Origin of the sequence: Weissella confusa (assembly GCA_041871065.1) — a bacterium.
GTDB classification, from domain to species: domain Bacteria; phylum Bacillota; class Bacilli; order Lactobacillales; family Lactobacillaceae; genus Weissella; species Weissella confusa_A.
Genome location: CP168942.1, coordinates 1,127,021 through 1,144,222, shown reverse-complemented (window position 1 = coordinate 1,144,222; position 17,202 = coordinate 1,127,021). Strand labels below are relative to the sequence as shown.

The following is a 17,202-nucleotide window of genomic DNA, read 5'->3' as shown; positions in this document are numbered from 1 at the left end:
ACCAAAACATTGTCTTCGGACAACGAAAGAGGTATTAATAATATGGATAATTTTGGATTTGAACAACAAGAGCCACGTCTGGTTAACCCAGATATGCAAGGCTTGAACAGTTTCTTTAAGAAGGTCTACACATACATGGCCTTGGCATTGTTGGTAACTGCAGTTACGGCATACTTGGGCATTACAATGTTTGCGCGCCAAATCGCAACGATCTTCAGCAGCCCAATTTCATCAATCATCATGATTGGCGTTGTGTTTGGCTTCGTTTACTTGTTTGGTAAGCGTGTTTATCAAAGCCCAGCGCAAGCATTTGGTATGTTGATGGGATTCGCCGTGTTGAACGGATTGATGTTCACGGTCATCGGTATGGTAACGCCAATTGGAACGTTAGCAACGGCATTCTTGACGACGGCATTCTTGTTTGCTGGTATGGCTTTGTACGGTGTCACGACTAAGAAGTCAATGGCGTCAATGTCATCTATCTTGTTTGGTTCATTGATTGCCTTGATTATCGGAGGCATCATCAACTTGTTCTTCTTCAACAGCATTGTGTACATGTTCTTGTCAGTTGTTGGTGTGATTGTCTTTGCATTGTTTACGGCATACGACATGAACCGTTTGAAGGCAATGTACATGCAATTTGCTGGTGATGCAGACATGGAACAAGGAATGGCCGTTTCAGGTGCGTTGTCACTATACATGGACTTCATTAACTTGTTCATCTACATGATTCAATTGTTCACTGCATTCGGTGGATCACGCGATTAAACCCATAAATATTAAAGCGTCTCGTTACTTGCGAGGCGCTTTTCTGTTACACTAAAGATATGACTACGGTGGGTGACACGTCACCCGGAAATGAGATAAACATGGCAAAACCAACATTACTATTGATTGATGGTAACTCACTGGCTTTTCGTGCATTTTATGCGCTGATTAACCAAGTTGACCGTTTTGTAAATCACGAAGGACTACACACGAACGCGCTAGTAGGCTTTAACAACCTGTTGGACGGGATTGTTGATCCATTTAAGCCTGATTTGGCATTGGTTGCTTGGGATGCTGGTAAGACGACGTTCCGTACAGGAAAGTTTGACAACTATAAGGGAAACCGAGACAAGACGCCACAAGAATTGGTCGAACAATTCGAACCACTGCGTAAGATGGTTGAATTGCACGGAATCAAGTCATACGAGCTACCTGGCTATGAGGCTGATGATATTATCGGAACCACTGCTCGTATGGGAGAAGCCGCCGGTTACGCGGTAACAATTGTGACGGGAGACCGTGATATGACGCAATTGGTGACCGACGATGTGTCTGTTTGGGTGACTAAGAAGGGTATCACCGAAATGGATCACTACACACCAGCGATGGTTGCAGAAGTCTACGACGGTTTGACTGCAGCGCAAATCGTTGAAGTTAAGGGACTCCAAGGCGATACGAGTGATAATTATCCCGGTGTTGCTGGCATCGGTCCTAAGACAGCAATCAAGTTGATGAAGGAATACCACACCATTCCTGAGATGTATGAGCGCATTGATGAAATGAAAGCTTCTAAGCAAAAGGAAAAGTTGGTTGCTGGTAAGGAAGATGCGTTGTTGTCACGTGACTTGGCAACGATTCGCACGAATGCACCGGTTGATTACACGTTGACTGATTTGGCTTATCAAGGGCCAGATTACGACGCCATTATTCCGTTCTATCAACATTTAGATTTCAAGGCACAATTGGTGAAGTTGGCTAATCAAGGACACACCATCCCTGCGCCACTGCACAATGAGGCTGATGAAAACGGTGAACCAGTTCATGATTTGAGCAATACGCCTTTGGAAGTTCGTGAGTTGACCGCCACAAACTTGACGCACATTGAACAGCTTGGTGATGAGGTTAGTTTTTATCTTGAACTAGATGGTGATAATTACCACACAGCCGCACCAGTCGGGTTTGCAATTGGTAATAATGAGCACGGATACTTTGTGAGTCGTGACATTGAGTTGCTGGTACAAGGCACTCCCGTTAACAAGATGCTACAAGACCCAGCGATTAAGAAAAATGTCTTTAACGCCAAGGAGACTATCGTGGCGTTGCGTCGTCTTGGTGTGACATTCCCAGCGGTTGACTTCGATTTGTTGTTGGTTGCGTACTTGCTAGACACGAACGACAATAACAACGATTTAGGCGCATTAGCCCACGAAAACGGCTACTATGCGGTTCGTACTGACGAAGAGGTTTACGGCAAGGGGGCCAAGTTTGCCATTCCTGAAGCCGATGAAGATCTTTTTGAGCACCTTGGTCGCAAGGCGATGGCTATTCAATACTTGAAGACGCCACTGATCAAGAAACTAGCCGACCACGAACAAACGAATTTGTACGAAGAAATCGAATTGCCGTTGACGTATGTGCTAGCTGACATGGAGGCAACCGGTATTACAGTGGATGCCAACACGTTGCTCGAAATGCGCAGCAAGTTGACGGAGCGTTTATCAGAACTTGAACAAACGATTTATCAACAAGCGGGCCACGAATTCAACATTCAATCTCCTAAGCAATTAGGGGTTATCTTGTTCGAGGAAATGGGTTACACGCCAATTAAGAAGACTAAGACTGGTTACTCAACCAGTGTTGAAGTTTTGGAGCAAATGGGGGATGTCCCTCTGGTTGCGTCAATTTTGGAATACCGCCAGATTGCGAAGATTCAATCAACGTACGTCGAAGGATTGTTGCGTGTGATTCACGGTTCTGATTCAAAGGTGCACACGCGTTACTTGCAAACATTGACGCAGACTGGTCGTTTGTCATCAGTTGAGCCAAACTTGCAAAACATCCCAGTACGCATTGAAGAAGGTCGCCGCATTCGCAAGGCCTTCATTCCACGACAAGAAGACTGGATGATTTTCAGTGCTGACTACTCACAAATTGAGTTGCGTGTTTTGGCACACATAACTGGTGACAAACACTTGCAAGAAGCATTTATTAATGGCGAGGACATTCACGCGGCCACAGCACGCCGTATCTTTGGTCTAGCGCCAGAAGAAACGGTTGATGGCAACATCCGTCGTCAAGCAAAGGCCGTGAACTTCGGTATTGTGTATGGTATCTCTGACTTTGGTTTGGCCAAGAACATTGGTGTGTCACGAAAGCAAGCCAAGCAAATCATCGACACGTACTTTGAACAATACCCAGGTGTTAAGCAATGGTCAGAAGACATTATTGCGTCAGCGCGTGAAAAGGGCTATGTGGAAACGATTGCGCACCGTCGTCGTTACTTGCCTGATATTAAGGCGAAGAACTTTAACGCCCGTAGCTTTGCGGAGCGTACGGCGATGAATTCACCAATTCAAGGTTCAGCCGCTGACATCATCAAAATTGCGATGATTAACATGCAACAAGCGATTGCGGATGCAGGTTTGCAAGCGAAGATGCTACTTCAGGTACACGACGAATTGATTTTTGAGGCACCAGCCAGCGAAATTGAAGCGTTGCATGAACTTGTGCCACGCATCATGGATTCAGCTGTTAAGTTGGATGTGCCACTATCAGTTGCCAGTCACGAAGGCAAGAGCTGGTACGACGCAAAGTAATAGATATTTTGAAGACCCAACAATTCATTTTGCTGGGTCTTTTATGTCGATAAGATTGTATTTTATATCTAACCGTCGCCTGTTAAAAATGGTAAACTAAATAAGATAAATGACACATGACCGTCTGTAAAATATACGGTCGGAAAGGCGGGGAATCATGCCAGAGCTTCCTGAAGTTGAAACGGTTCGTCGTGGCCTTACACGACTAGTAGTAGGACGTAAAGTACTGGGTACAGAGGTACGCTGGGAAAAGACAATCGGCGGTATGGCACCAGAAGAATTCGATGCCGAATTAGTTGGCCGTACAATCGATAAAGTGGATCGTCGTGGTAAATATCTGCTATTCCGTTTTTCTGGTGGCTTAACCATGGTGTCGCATTTGCGTATGGAAGGTGCCTACTATACCGTGCCAGCGGGTACCGAGCCTGGTAAGCACGACCTAGTGACATTCCATCTTGATGAGGGAATTGATTTGTTTTACCGAGATACACGTAAGTTCGGTCGTATGAACCTTGTACCAGATGCTGAAGCGCTACAAGTTGCTGGATTGGCTAAAATTGGTCCAGAACCAACTGAGCAGGATTTATCGTTGGCTTATATGATTAGTGAATTTGGCAAGTCACGTATGCACGTCAAGCCATTTTTGCTTGATCAAAGCCATATTGCGGGGTTAGGTAATATTTACGTCGATGAAACGCTGTGGCAATCACAGATTCACCCGTTAACAGCCGCGAACAAGCTAACCGAAGACGAACTAGCCCGCTTGCGTGAGAATATCATTCATGAAATTGCTCGTGCCACTGAACACCACGGTACAACCGTGCACAGTTTTACGACGGCCTTCGGTGAAGCAGGTGAGTTCCAAAATGAGTTGCAAGTTTATGGACGTGTTGGTGAACCGTGTCTTCGTTGTGGACACCCACTTGAGAAGATGAAAGTTGCACAACGCGGGACAACTTATTGCCCTGTTTGCCAAGTAGAAAAGGATTAAAAACATGTTTAAATTGGGATTAACTGGGGGTATTGCTACCGGTAAGTCAACCGTATCTAATCACTTTAAAGAACTGGGGATTCCGGTGCTTGATGCTGACGTCGTCGCTCGCGAAGTTGTTGAACCAGGTCAACCGGCCTTAGCGGATATTGTGGCGGAATTTGGGGATGAGATGCTGTTACCTGACGGATCGCTTAACCGCAAAGCGTTGGGAGCTGTTGTCTTTGGTAACCCAGAGAAATTAGCAAAACTAAACCAATTTACACACCCCCGTGTCCAAGCAAGTATGCGGGCACAGGCTGATGCGTATGCAAAGGCGGGCGTACCGTTAATTGTTTTGGACATTCCGTTGTTGTTAGAAGGCAATAACGCAGCCGGAGCTGATGCAGTTATGGTTGTTACGGTTCCAGCTGATGTACAACAAGAACGTCTGATGGCTCGCAACCAATTATCGGCTGAAGACGCCCGCAAGCGCATGAATTCTCAAATGCCAATGGCTGAGAAAGAACAATTAGCCGACTATGTCATCGACAATTCCGGGACGATCGCTGAAACCTACGAACAAGTCGATGCCGTGTTGGCGCAATTACCACACTAAATTAACAAGGAGGCCGACATGGCTGAGTTTTCAATTCGTCAGCATTATCGGCTGATGTATGACGAACCAATTAACCTTGGGGCTGTTCAGTCACTAACTAAGGTTTACTTGCCCATTATTGGGCGTGATGCATTTACGCTGTATTTAGCATGGGCGATGATGGGTGAAACACCTGACGCTCAGAATCTACACGTCGACTTACTCGATCAATTAGCAATCAGCCAACACGATTTTCTGTCAGCACGTCAAAACCTAGAAGGCATGGGCCTGATTAAGACCTATCGCCAAGACACGAGTTTCGGATCGCAATGGGTGTATCGTCTTTTCCCACCAATGACCATGAAGGCCTTTTTGGCGGATACGATGTTGTCTAGTTTGCTTGCGCATTATTTGGGCGATGAACTTTTCCAACAATTGGTAGACGATATTAAGCCAAAGGACGCAACGATTCCAGGTGTGAACGTCTCGACGACCTTCTTTGACATGATGGGTAATGTGTCATTTGAAAAGTTACCAGAAGCACCATTGAGCAATGATGACGCGAAGAGTGACCTGCAAAAGGAACTTCACCAGTCAGCTAAACCAGTTGACGTCGCTTTGCTAATTGACATGCTACGCACATTTGGCGTCTCTGCGTCAGCTATTCGCAAGCATGAAGCGGATTTGACCATCGTTAAAAACTTGTATGGCCTGGGCGATGTTGATTTGGTCCGCGTCATTCAAGCGACTATTACACCTGACAATGGCATTGACATGGATGCTATTCGATCGACTCTTAAGAAGAGTTATCAATCTGAACAACGTCATCCGACTGAAGCAGTTGCCAACAAACCGGTAGAAACCCAGACGACACAGAATACAGACGTTAAAAGTCCAGCTGAAGCCATTATTCAATCGGCTAAGAACACGGCACCACTTGTATTCTTGAAAAACTTGCGTGAAGTGAGTGGCGGGTTTGTAACGGATGTAGAAATTAAGGCGTTAGAAGACATTGCACAGCTAGATAAAGTCGCCCCAGAAGTGTTGAATGTCATGCTTTATGAATTAACAGTTGTTGAAAAAAAGGCGACCCTTAACAAGGCTTTGTTGCAAACGATTGTTAACGATTGGGCGCAAGCAAAGGTCACAACCGCCGTCGGTGCGCTTGAATACTTGCAACGTCGTGCCAAGTCGCGTCAAACAAAGCAGGAAAAACAAGTTGCTGGCCGATCGAATGGTCGTCAGTGGCAACGCCCAACGCAGGTTAAGGAAACGCGTCCCGACTGGGAAAACCAGACAGCTTCAACTGTTTCTGAAGAGGCGGCCCAGGCTGCGAAGGATCAACTGGCGCAACTCCGCGCTCGTCGACAACAGACTAACAAGGAGAATTAACTATGGCTGAGGAAACATTTCGTCTGAATCGACAAACTGATTCGGATAATCCCATGGATGTTGGGCAAGCGCTCGATCAATTCATGAATAAGAAGAACTTACATGCGCGTTATGCAGCAATTCAAAAAGAGGTTTTTGCTGAACACGGCATCAAAGCATTCTTCGATCAAAACAAAGATGTGCTAACCCGTGACATTGTAAACCGCGATTTTGCAGTCTTGTATGAATTCTACACACAAGTTAAAAATGCCGCGGCTGGCAAGCCAGTCGTTCACCGTGGTTATAAGCCAATGCTGGAAGTTGCCGAAAATCGCATTGTGATTGTTTATCAACCAGACGAAGCCACCTTGGCTGCGCAACGTTTGCAGATGCAAGCTAACCTGGTGCAATCAATCGGGATGCCAAAGTTAATCGAACGTGCACGTCTAGACGACTTTTCTGAGGATGACCGCGATCGTTTAGCTGCTTTAACAGCGGTTATTAACTTTGTCAGCGAGTATATTGCTGACCCCAAGGCTTATCACCGTGGCTTGTATATTCATGGTTCATACGGCATTGGTAAGACCCATTTGATGGGTGCGATGGCTAATGAGCTGGCGCAAGAAGGCATTCCGGTAACGTTGGTACACTTCCCAAGCTTTGCTGTCGAAATGCGTGGGTCAATCGATTCAAAGGAAAACCCACAAGATAAGATTAATGCCATTAAGCGTGTGCCCATTTTGGTGCTTGATGATATCGGGGCTGAGTCAATTACGGCTTGGATTCGTGATGATATTTTGGGTGTTATCCTCGAATATCGTATGCAAAATGAGTTACCAACGTTCTTCACGTCAAACTTCTCAATGGACCAGCTAGAAAAGGAGCATTTCACGGTTACCAAGAGTGGCGCTGAGCCAGTTAAGGCGGAACGTCTAATGCAACGTATTCATTTCTTGGCCAAAGAAATTCAAATGGCTGGCGACAATCGTCGGGTATTTGATTAATGAAGCAGTACACAGAAAAGAAACGTTGGTGGCCTTGGCTTGTATTGATTTTACTGGTCGTAGCAAGCGTGGTTGTTTTGCGCCACAATGCCAGTTGGTATCGTACGCCACTGGGCCAAGTGACGCAGGTTAAGGTGCTACAAACTAACCGATTGACTGATCAGTATAATAATGATGTGAAAGAGACCACGCAGTCTTTACGTGTCAAATTGTTGAACACCAGCCAAGCCGGTAAAACCATCACGGTGAAGAACACATCAGACGCCGCAATGGCGATTGAACAACCATTTAAGGTTGGTAATCAAATTTTCTTGAATCGCGCGGATCATCAAACTTGGACTGTGCAAACCATGAAACGGGATACCGTTTGGGTGCCGATTATGATTGCGGTCCTTGGTATTTTGATTATTTCGATGGGGCATGCTGGCCGTCTGACTGTCATTTCTCTGGCTGTGAATGTTGTGCTCTTTATTGGCACGGTTTCATTAGATTTACACACGACCAACGGTAATATTCTTGGTTTATTCATGCTATTTAGTGTGTTAGCCTCGGCAATTACGCTTGGCTTAGTGATGGGATTCCGCCAACGACAAACCTGGGTCGTGTTCGCCACTGTTCTGACAGCGACGGCATTGGCGATGATAATTGCGTCGATTGTCTTTAAGATGACTAACAATCACGGGTTACACTTTGAACTCATGTCGTTTATTACGCAGCTACCACAGCCATTGTTCATGGCAATGACCTTGGTTGGTGTTTTGGGCGCCGTCATGGACGAAGCAACTGATATGATTGCGACATTGTTTAGTTTGGAACGTGAGCGTCCTAATATTACGATTCGTGAAATTATTCAATCTGGTCGTCACGTTGGCCAAGAAATTTTCGGTGCCTTAAGTAATACATTGTTCTTGATTTTCATTGCTGAGCAAATTCCAATGGCCGTTTTGTACTTGCGTAACGGTAATGATTGGGGATTTACGTACATGATGAATATGTCACTAGGACTCGTTCAAACATTGATTAGTGCCATTGGGATTGTGCTAACGGTTCCGGCCGGCATCATGTGGGTGTTGCTGGTTCGTAAGTTCACCCGCGTTAAGACGGAGGTGCCAAGATGACAGTAACCATGATTTTAGCCATTATTTTACTTGTCTTAATGGTCGCGATTGGTGGCGGTAAAGGCATTGGTGCTTTTGCCAGTTTGTGGGTTAATTTCGGTATTATGATTGTCATGATTATGCTGATTAACTTCCAATTCAACGCCATGGCTGTTTTGCTTGTGGGTGGTGCCTTTTTGTTAACAATCACCATCCTGAGTGCTGGTGCTGATGAAGAAACAACGTCAATCGCCTTGATTGCAAGTTTTATTGTCATGATTGCTTTGATTTTGCTAATTCTGCCGGCAGAGCATCTGGCAATGGCGCAAGGGTTCGCTGAAGAAAACTCAGAAGAACTCGAAGGATTATCATTAGGCATTAATGTTAATTTCGTCACACTAGGGATTGTGGCTGCTTTGCTTGCCACACTTGGGGCAATTGCCGAAGCAGCGATTGCGATTGCCGCTGGCGTAGGTGAATTGCGTCATGATCAACCGGATATGAAGACCAGCCAGTTAATTGGTGCCGGTCAAAAGCTAGGTCAACAAATTATCGGAACGGCTGTTAATACCGTCTTGTTTGGCTTTATGGCCGACTTTTTGAGCTTGGCGATTTGGTTTGGCAAGTTGCATTACACGATTGGCGAAATCATGAATGCGAAATTATTCACGTCGTCAATGCTATCCTTGTTGTATGCCATTTTAGGTGTCATTTTGGTGCTGCCAATCACATTAGCAATTTTTGTTTATCAACATAACCGGAAATCTAATACACCTTCAGAGTCCAAATAGCCGTCAGAATGGCAAAAGACTAGGAATTATTAGAAAACCATGTTATGCTAATTTTAATATGTCATGACTTCAGGGGAGTGACCGTATCCTGTAGAAAGTAAGATGAGGTATCGCACATGAGTAGTGTCCTTGTTATTGAAGATGAAGTAAATTTGGCGCGTTTTGTTGAACTAGAGTTGCAACACGAAGGTTATGAAACGCACGTAGAAGACAACGGTCGTGGTGGATTACAAGCTGCATTGGACAACGATTACGATTTGATTTTGTTGGACTTGATGTTGCCAGAACTAAGTGGGTTGGAAGTGGCACGTCGTTTGCGCGAAGTTAAGAACACACCAATCATCATGATGACGGCTCGTGATTCGGTTATTGATCGTGTTTCAGGGCTAGATTACGGGGCTGATGATTACGTGGTAAAGCCATTTGCCATTGAAGAATTGTTGGCCCGTGTCCGTGCTTTGTTGCGTCGTATTAATATCGAAACCGAAGAGCACAGCACGCACCAAAGTGTTGTCCGTTACCGTGACTTGACGGTTGAAAAGGAAAACCGAATTGCCCGCCGTGGTAATGAAATCATTAATTTGACGAAGCGTGAGTACGAATTGTTGTTGATCTTGATGGAAAACATTAACGTTGTCCAATCTCGTGAGGAACTATTGAAGAAGGTTTGGGGTTACGACTCACAAATCGAAACCAATGTTGTCGATGTTTATATTCGTTACTTACGTAATAAGATTGATCAACCAGACTCACGCGCATCATACATCCAAACCGTTCGCGGTACTGGATACGTTATGCGTCAGTAATTTTGGGGGCGACTAATGGACAATGCATCCATTATCACTGAAACACCGCAACGCAAGGGACTCTCACTTAAATGGAAGTGGGCACTTGGTTCCGCAGCCGGTGTTTTTTTGATATTTATAATCTTTGCTTGGTTTGTTGTGCAGGCTTTTTCATCACAAATGCTGAAAACCGAGCGTCAACAAGTGGCGACATCACTACAGGTCGTCACAACGCGTCTGCAAAATCTAGATGAAAAGAAGTTATCACCAGCTGATGTTGATGCCATGTTGCGACCAAAGTCAAATGACCTGAACAAGGTTGTTAACGACCCGGTTATGCAACAAATCACGCGTCAGGATTACACTGTGATGGTTTATAACACAAATGGTCGCCAGGTTTATCCGATTGGTGGTGCTGGTGTGCCATTCCAACGCGTTTCCGATCTGAGTGTGAAAACGGAACGTGTTAATGGGAGTTCTGTGTTGGTCGGTCGTCAGGAATTGCGCAACTCGAATAACCACCTGATTGGTTATGTCGTGATTGAAAATCATCTGACGTCTTATCATAAAACTTTTAACCGTGTGTACCTGATCATCATGATTTTGATTGGTCTGGGCTTGTTCTTGTTGGCATTGTGGGGCTACTGGCTATCAGATTACCTACTTCGTCCAGTCAACAACATCAAAAAGGTTGTTGACGAAATGCAAGCCGACCCACAATCACAAGCTCGTGTCCAACATGAAGACCGTCGTCCTGATGAATTAACGGACTTGTCAGATTTGTTGAACGACATGCTGGATCGTATGCAACGTTTCATTTTGCAACAACACCAATTCGTTGAAGATGTTTCGCACGAATTGCGTACGCCAGTGGCTATTGTTAAGGGCCACATGGAGTTATTGAATCGTTGGGGTAAGGATGATCCTAAGATCTTGGCTGAGTCAATTGAGGCATCATTACAAGAAATGCGTCGTATGGAAGGCTTAGTTTCTGAAATGCTTGATTTGACGCGTGCTGATCAAGTCGAATTGACATTCCGTGATGGTGATACGGACGTAAAGGACATGATTAATGCCATTTACACGAACTTCAAGATGATTCACCCAGACTTCACATTTGGCTTGGATGATGACTTGAAGGGACCAACGATTGTTAATATGAATCGTGATCACTTGGAGCAAATTTTAATTATCTTGTCGGATAACGCTGTGAAGTACAGCCAAGACCGTAAGGAGATTCATTTTGCTGCGTCACGTTCAGGTAACTTCGTACAACTGGCCGTGCAAGACTTTGGTGAAGGTATTTCACCAGAAGATGCTGCGCGTGTCTTCGACCGCTTCTATCGCGTCGATAAGGCACGTTCTCGTAAGCAAGGTGGTAATGGTCTCGGTTTGAGTATTGCCCAAAAGCTAGTCGAGGGTTATGGCGGTAAGATTGAACTAGAATCCGCCATTGGACAAGGATCAATCTTCCGAATTACATTGCCTATTAAGCCAGAAAAATAGTACACTAAAAGTTGTGGCCAATTCAGTTGGCCACAACTTTTTTAATATATAAAACGAGAGATAAAGATTATGATTTTAAAACACGTTATTTTGCACATTTTGGATAAAGATGCAGGCAATCTAATTGCATCTCAAGCTGAAATTGATTTGACCCAACCAGGACTCCATGATTATCTAGAGAAGATTATTATGAAGTTTCAAACCGGCGACTTTAAGCCTGGCACGTTAACAGGTGAAGATTACTTGGCTCAGACCATCGACGACAATAATGGGTTATCGTTTGCTGAAAAGACAACCCAACTAGCCGAAAAACTGTTTGACACAATCGCTGCTAGTGAGGCGGTGCCAGCAGGCGATTTGTTGAGCTTTGAGTTTGCAGAGGGAACAGATGATTTCTTTGGATTGATCAAGCTAAACTTTGCACCACGCTATGCACACATTGTGGATTATCGCGATGATCAATTGGTGAACAACTTGGTCTTGAATCAAGCTGTGTTGCCAGGTGCAAATCAAAAGGCTGATGAGGGAATCATTGTTAATTTGATGACTGGCGCTTATATGCTAGTCGAGAAGCAATATTTAATTGATGGACACCGCATCAATTACTTCTCAGAGCGTTTCTTGGAGATTAAGCCAGAAGAGTCTACCAAGGATAATATCAAGACAATTAAGCGCGCGGTTAAGACCGTTGCTGATAAATTTGACGTGCCTGAACACGAAGCGATGGCAGCAACACAAAGTGCCATTTTTGAGTCAGTCTCAGATGGTGGTCAAATCAATACTGCTGATATCGCAGAAGCTGTTTTCAAAGGTAATATTTCAGCCAAACAGGCGTATAACGAAGTGATTGCGGACAAGGAGCTTGATACTGAAATCGACGTGCCTAACGTTGAGCGTGTCGAGAAGAAATACCGGCTCCAACGTTTTAAGTTGGACTCTGGTATCGAGATTGCGATTCCGATGGATATTTACCAAGACCGCAGCAAGGTTGAATTTGTGAATAACCCAGATGGCACGATGTCACTTGTGATTAAAGACATCGAGTCAATCGTCAATAAGTTTAATTCTTAACCATGGATACGAAAAAAGACGAGTTCGCTTTATACGAACTCGTCTTTTTCTTTGAATTAATTTTCTTCTTCGTCCAACTCAGCAGAACGTTGCAAAAGAGCTTGCAACTCGTTCTTACGACGATCGCGTGGAATAAACAATCCCAACATATCTTCATTAATACCAGCCATAACATGGACAACCTCGCCAGCTTCGTTGGTCTCAACTGTTAGAGGTGACTTCAAAGACTTGTTTGGACTTGCAATGACATCATTGATTGTCCAATCGTCAATTGACATACCGCGTGGATTCTTGAAAATGGTTGCTTCAGGATCCTCAGCTGCGCAAATTGCACGCATCGTTGGCACTGAAACAGGGAGGGATGATGAGTCCTTCAACTGTACTAGCTCGTAGTCTAAGTTGTTACGTTCGAAAAAGCTCTCGACTGACTTCAACGCATTCAACGCTGAAGTGCGGTGAGAAAATGAATAAACCGTGACAGCCATGAAATTCCCTCAATTCAATCTTTTACTAATGTTTCTATTTTCACACATATAAAAAACAGTCAAGTCTTTATAAGGCTTTTGATGTCATCTTAATGTTTCATTGGTGACAATGTGAGAATTGGGTTTTAATCAGGTTAGAAAACGGTTTGATTTAGGCCATTGAATTGCCACGTGCCTTAAACAAGCGTAAACTAGTTGCATGTATATTTATGATATTTTCGTAAATTAAATATGAATTTTTCAAGGGGTTATTCTTATGGATAAGAAGAAAATCGGTCTTGGCGCGTTAATCATGATGATGTTTACCACCATTTTTGGTTTCGCCAATGGGCCTGTGGCCTTTGAGCGTATGGGTTATGCAGCAATTATTTGGTATGTTTTGGGTGCCTTGTTGTTCTTCCTACCAACTTCAATGATGTATGCCGAATTCGGTGCATCATTTAAGGACGCTAAGGGTGGTATTTACTCATGGATGGAGCGTTCATTGGGTAAGAAGGTTGCTTTTATTGCAACTTTCATCGGATTGGCATCATGGGTGATTTGGATGATTTCCGTTTCACAAAAGGTGTGGATTCCGCTCTCAACTTTGATTTTCGGTAAAGATATGACAACAACATGGTCATTGTTCGGTTTGAACGGTGGTCAAACGGTTGGTGTTTTGGCCGTTTTGTTCATCTTGGTTGTTGCATACTTTGTAACCCGTGGTGTTAAGTCAATCTCACGAATTTCTGCTTTGGGTGGTATGTTCGTTATGGCGTTGAACGTCATTCTATTGTTGGCTTCAATCGCGGTGTTGATTGGTCACGGTGGTCACTTCGCTGAGCCATTGAAGTTGCGATCATTCTTTATCTCAGGTAGCCCTGATTATCAAACGATTGGTCAAATGATTTCATTCGCGTTGTATGCTATCTTTGCTTACGCTGGTTTGGAACAAATGGGCGGTATCATGGAAGACGTTGATAACGCTGAAAAGACGTATCCAAAGGCCGCTTTGATTGCCACAACCATTATTGGTTTGGGCTACGCTATCTCAATTTTGCTTTGGGGTGCGTCAACCAACTGGACATCATTGTCAGCTGATAAGTCAGCTAACCTTGGAAACATCACGTATGTGTTGATGAACAACCTTGGGGTGCAATTGGGTGATGCCTTCGGTATGACTCACAGCGCCGGCTTGATTTTGGGTTCAATTTTCGCCCGATTCGCTGGTATTTCAATGTTCTTCGCTTATGTTGGATCATTCTTTGTTTTGACATATGCACCATTGAAGTCATTCATTTTGGGATCACCAAAGGAAGTTTGGCCAAAGAAGTTCATTGCTTTGAATGAACATGACGTGCCTGCTGTTGCCGTTTGGTCACAAGCCATCTTGGTCTCAGTTTTGGTTATCTTGATTTCATTTGGTGGTAAGAGTGCTGAGCAACTATACCTTGTTTTGACGAACATGGGTAATGTATCATCAACGTTGCCTTACGTCTTCTTGGTTGCTGCGTTCCCATTGTTTAAGCGTTTGAACGACGTTGAGCGTCCATTCGTCTTCTACAAGAACCCAACAATTACTTGGATTATCACAATCCTTGTTGAAGCTTTGACGATTGTTTCAATCTTGTTGACGATTATCTCTCCATTCCAAACGGGAGATTGGTTCAGCGGTATTTGGACGGTTGTCGGTCCGATTTTCTTCGGTGTGCTAGCGTGGGTATTGTTCACGTTGGGTGAGAAGAAGCACGGTAAGTTATAATAATGATTTAAAAAACGTGTCTGCAAAGGCACGTTTTTTCTTGCTCAAATTCAAACGCGGGAGTAACCTATATTACAACTAAGGAGGCAAGTAATATGCCAAAGATGAATATCGATATGATTAAGGGGCGTACGCCTGAAGAAATCAAGCAAATTTTGGACATTTCATATGAAGTGATGCTCGCTGCATTTGGCGCACCAGATGGTGATCGTTACCAAATCGTGACGCAACACGAGCCTTACGAGATGCAAATTTTGGACACTGGTCTAGGAATCGAACGCACGGATAAGGTGCTTGTTTTCAGTTTGGTGACTCGTCCGCGCACAACGGAACAAAAGGTTAACTTCTATAACAACCTAGTTTCGGAGTTGCACGATAAGACCGGTCTTCGCAAAGAAGATGTGATGATTAACCTAGTTGTTAATACCGATGAGGACTGGAGCTTTGGTTACGGTGAAGCACAGTTCTTGACTGGTAAGTTGTAATCAGAAAGGAGTAAACCTGATGTTGCCAGATGAAGAAGACTATCAACCTATTGATGAGTTGACGAGTGACGAGCATAGTTGGTATGCCGTTCGTATGGTCGGCGAAGATGTCGATACGTTATTAACGGCTGCAACAACCGAATCTGACGCGGAAGGCATTGCTCATCGAACAGCAACGCAATACCCTGATTTTTCATTTTCCGTTGTCCCAGTGACCGGTATTTTTATGGACAATACTCGTTATGACAAGATGACTGATCTCCAATGGTACGGCGTCATGCCAGCAAGTCGCAAAGATAACTACATTACGCAGATATTCGCTGATTTCAAGGATTTGAATACATTTTTAAGCGATAACCGCGCAGAAAAGTATCGTTTTGTCAGTTTAATGATGAAATAAAGGGTTGACGTTACAACGTTTTACCTGTATTATTAACTATGTTGTTGAGGCAACGTAGTTAAATATGCGGATGTAGTACAATGGCTAGTGCTCCAGCCTTCCAAGCTGGGAATGCGGGTTCGATTCCCGTCGTCCGCTTACTAAAACAACCATCAAGTTTTTGATGGTTGTTTTTTTTGTAAAGTAAGTTCGCAAAGAATAACCGTGTGCTATAATAGATACGTTAAAAAAAGAGATAGATAAGGATGTTATTTCCATGAAGATTAAAGGCTTAACGCCAATTTTGTTGATTCTGTTGGTCATTTTGTTTGTGACGGGGCACGGTTACTTCCTTGAAGGCCCATTGACTAATTTCATGCACATGTCTGAAAACTGGATTGGTGGTGCCAATGCAGTTGGTTGGTCAATCATCATCTTGACGTTCGTTGTGCGTTTGGTTTTGTTGCCATTTATGGTGCACCAACAACGCGCTGCAACGATTCAACAAGAAAAGATGCGTTTGTTGCAACCACAAATGACAAAGATTCAAGAAGCGCAAAAGAACGCCCAAACGCAAGAAGAGAAGATGCTTGCTTCTCAAGCGATGATGGCTGTCTACCGTGAGAACGGTGTGTCATTGCTAGGTGGCATGAACTTTACGGTTTTGATCATTCAATGGCCTGTGTTCATGGGGTTGTACGCAGCCATTAAGAACTCACCAGATTTGGTCAACGCCAGCTTCTTCGGTATCAAGTTGGCGCACCAATCACCTGTATTGGCCATTGCAACAGCGGTTGTTTATGGTTTGCAAGCTTACTTGTCAATGGTAGGTGTACCAGCTGAGCAAAAGAAGCAAATGCAATCAATGATGATGATTATGCCAATCATGATGTTGTTCATGACTTGGGTAACCAACGGCGGTATCGCATTGTACTTCTTCGTTGGTGCCTTGGTGATGATCATTCAAACGTTGATCATCATCGTATGGCGTCCACGTTTGCGTCAACACGTTGCGGACACATTCGAAGTTAAGGATGTTGTTGACGATGCCTTGTCTGGTAAGTTGCAATCAGAACCAACTGGTCCATTTGCACAAGCGATGAAGGCTGCGCAAGCACAACAAGATGCACAAGCACGTAAGGATATTACAGATGACGCCAGTGAAAACGCACGCCCTGAATCAAAGGGTGGTCGTAACGCGGGTAAGCAAAAGCGTTAATTAGGTTTAAAAACCAGTGACCATTTTTGGTTCACTGGTTTTTTTCATGTCTCGAAAATAGAATTTTCATGTTTTATTATGTGCATTAATGTACAATATATGTACGGAGGGTGGAA

At 44.1% G+C, this 17,202-nt stretch carries 16 protein-coding genes and 1 tRNA gene; 16 read left to right on the top strand and 1 reads right to left on the bottom strand.

Annotated elements, in window-relative coordinates; genetic code table 11:
- Positions 1-42 precede the first annotated feature (42 nt).
- The 11 genes from ACAW68_05305 (at position 43) to ACAW68_05255 (ending at position 12,777) form a co-directional block, all read left to right on the top strand.
- Positions 43-768, top strand: coding sequence for a Bax inhibitor-1/YccA family protein (locus ACAW68_05305; protein ID XGA16976.1), 726 nt, complete (start codon positions 43-45; stop codon positions 766-768).
- A gap of 101 nt (positions 769-869) precedes the next feature.
- Positions 870-3,584, top strand: coding sequence for a DNA polymerase I (polA, locus tag ACAW68_05300; protein ID XGA16975.1), 2,715 nt, complete (start codon positions 870-872; stop codon positions 3,582-3,584).
- Between the two features lie 157 nt (positions 3,585-3,741).
- Positions 3,742-4,575: a bifunctional DNA-formamidopyrimidine glycosylase/DNA-(apurinic or apyrimidinic site) lyase gene (mutM, locus tag ACAW68_05295; GenBank protein ID XGA16974.1), complete on the top strand. Its 834-nt coding sequence runs from the start codon at positions 3,742-3,744 to the stop codon at positions 4,573-4,575.
- Between the two features lie 4 nt (positions 4,576-4,579).
- Entirely contained in the window at positions 4,580-5,173 is a 594-nt protein-coding gene (gene coaE / locus ACAW68_05290; protein ID XGA16973.1) for a dephospho-CoA kinase, read from the top strand.
- Positions 5,174-5,191: 18 nt separating this feature from the next.
- Positions 5,192-6,544, top strand: coding sequence for a DnaD domain protein (locus ACAW68_05285; protein XGA16972.1), 1,353 nt, complete (start codon positions 5,192-5,194; stop codon positions 6,542-6,544).
- A gap of 2 nt (positions 6,545-6,546) precedes the next feature.
- A complete protein-coding gene (gene dnaI, locus ACAW68_05280) occupies positions 6,547-7,527 on the top strand; it encodes a primosomal protein DnaI (GenBank protein XGA16971.1) in 981 nt (326 codons plus the stop codon).
- Positions 7,527-8,645 (top strand): YibE/F family protein, encoded by a 1,119-nt coding sequence (locus tag ACAW68_05275; GenBank protein XGA16970.1) that lies wholly within the window; start codon positions 7,527-7,529, stop codon positions 8,643-8,645. The genes dnaI and ACAW68_05275 overlap by 1 nt, the downstream gene beginning before the upstream one ends.
- Complete coding sequence (locus ACAW68_05270) at positions 8,642-9,415, top strand: YibE/F family protein (GenBank protein XGA16969.1); 774 nt, start codon at positions 8,642-8,644, stop codon at positions 9,413-9,415. Before ACAW68_05275 ends, ACAW68_05270 begins: the two co-directional genes overlap by 4 nt.
- Before the next feature lie 116 nt (positions 9,416-9,531).
- Positions 9,532-10,221, top strand: a complete 690-nt coding sequence (locus tag ACAW68_05265; GenBank protein ID XGA16968.1) for a response regulator transcription factor — start codon at positions 9,532-9,534, stop codon at positions 10,219-10,221.
- A 15-nt stretch (positions 10,222-10,236) separates the two neighbouring features.
- Positions 10,237-11,706 carry an ATP-binding protein gene (locus tag ACAW68_05260; protein ID XGA16967.1) on the top strand — a complete coding sequence of 490 codons (1,470 nt, stop codon included), beginning with the start codon at positions 10,237-10,239 and terminating at the stop codon, positions 11,704-11,706.
- Positions 11,707-11,775: 69 nt separating this feature from the next.
- On the top strand, positions 11,776-12,777 hold the full coding sequence (locus tag ACAW68_05255; GenBank protein XGA16966.1) for a nucleoid-associated protein: 1,002 nt from the start codon (positions 11,776-11,778) through the stop codon (positions 12,775-12,777).
- Positions 12,778-12,833: 56 nt separating this feature from the next.
- Here the strand turns inward: ACAW68_05255 and ACAW68_05250 are convergent, their stop codons facing one another.
- Complete coding sequence (locus ACAW68_05250) at positions 12,834-13,262, bottom strand: hypothetical protein (GenBank protein ID XGA16965.1); 429 nt, start codon at positions 13,260-13,262, stop codon at positions 12,834-12,836.
- A 256-nt stretch (positions 13,263-13,518) separates the two neighbouring features.
- On the opposite strand from ACAW68_05250, the gene yjeM reads away from it, so the two are divergent.
- The 5 genes from yjeM to yidC all read left to right on the top strand — a co-directional run bounded on the left by yjeM (position 13,519) and on the right by yidC (position 17,086).
- Positions 13,519-15,003, top strand: coding sequence for a glutamate/gamma-aminobutyrate family transporter YjeM (gene yjeM / locus ACAW68_05245; GenBank protein ID XGA16964.1), 1,485 nt, complete (start codon positions 13,519-13,521; stop codon positions 15,001-15,003).
- 95 nt (positions 15,004-15,098) lie between these two features.
- Positions 15,099-15,488, top strand: a complete 390-nt coding sequence (locus tag ACAW68_05240; protein XGA16963.1) for a tautomerase family protein — start codon at positions 15,099-15,101, stop codon at positions 15,486-15,488.
- A gap of 19 nt (positions 15,489-15,507) precedes the next feature.
- Positions 15,508-15,888, top strand: a complete 381-nt coding sequence (locus tag ACAW68_05235; GenBank protein XGA16962.1) for a hypothetical protein — start codon at positions 15,508-15,510, stop codon at positions 15,886-15,888.
- 66 nt (positions 15,889-15,954) lie between these two features.
- Positions 15,955-16,026: transfer RNA gene (locus ACAW68_05230), tRNA-Gly, on the top strand.
- 118 nt (positions 16,027-16,144) lie between these two features.
- Positions 16,145-17,086 (top strand): membrane protein insertase YidC, encoded by a 942-nt coding sequence (gene yidC / locus ACAW68_05225; GenBank protein XGA16961.1) that lies wholly within the window; start codon positions 16,145-16,147, stop codon positions 17,084-17,086.
- The last annotated feature ends 116 nt before the right edge of the window (positions 17,087-17,202 follow it).

Bases quoted from the DNA above. Each gene is read 5' to 3' on its own strand.
- ACAW68_05305 (XGA16976.1), top strand. From the start codon at position 43: ATGGATAATTTTGGATTTGAACAACAAGAGCCACGTCTGGTTAACCCA.
- polA (XGA16975.1), top strand. From the start codon at position 870: ATGGCAAAACCAACATTACTATTGATTGATGGTAACTCACTGGCTTTT.
- mutM (XGA16974.1), top strand. From the start codon at position 3,742: ATGCCAGAGCTTCCTGAAGTTGAAACGGTTCGTCGTGGCCTTACACGA.
- coaE (XGA16973.1), top strand. From the start codon at position 4,580: ATGTTTAAATTGGGATTAACTGGGGGTATTGCTACCGGTAAGTCAACC.
- ACAW68_05285 (XGA16972.1), top strand. From the start codon at position 5,192: ATGGCTGAGTTTTCAATTCGTCAGCATTATCGGCTGATGTATGACGAA.
- dnaI (XGA16971.1), top strand. From the start codon at position 6,547: ATGGCTGAGGAAACATTTCGTCTGAATCGACAAACTGATTCGGATAAT.
- ACAW68_05275 (XGA16970.1), top strand. From the start codon at position 7,527: ATGAAGCAGTACACAGAAAAGAAACGTTGGTGGCCTTGGCTTGTATTG.
- ACAW68_05270 (XGA16969.1), top strand. From the start codon at position 8,642: ATGACAGTAACCATGATTTTAGCCATTATTTTACTTGTCTTAATGGTC.
- ACAW68_05265 (XGA16968.1), top strand. From the start codon at position 9,532: ATGAGTAGTGTCCTTGTTATTGAAGATGAAGTAAATTTGGCGCGTTTT.
- ACAW68_05260 (XGA16967.1), top strand. From the start codon at position 10,237: ATGGACAATGCATCCATTATCACTGAAACACCGCAACGCAAGGGACTC.
- ACAW68_05255 (XGA16966.1), top strand. From the start codon at position 11,776: ATGATTTTAAAACACGTTATTTTGCACATTTTGGATAAAGATGCAGGC.
- ACAW68_05250 (XGA16965.1), bottom strand. From the start codon at position 13,262: ATGGCTGTCACGGTTTATTCATTTTCTCACCGCACTTCAGCGTTGAAT.
- yjeM (XGA16964.1), top strand. From the start codon at position 13,519: ATGGATAAGAAGAAAATCGGTCTTGGCGCGTTAATCATGATGATGTTT.
- ACAW68_05240 (XGA16963.1), top strand. From the start codon at position 15,099: ATGCCAAAGATGAATATCGATATGATTAAGGGGCGTACGCCTGAAGAA.
- ACAW68_05235 (XGA16962.1), top strand. From the start codon at position 15,508: ATGTTGCCAGATGAAGAAGACTATCAACCTATTGATGAGTTGACGAGT.
- yidC (XGA16961.1), top strand. From the start codon at position 16,145: ATGAAGATTAAAGGCTTAACGCCAATTTTGTTGATTCTGTTGGTCATT.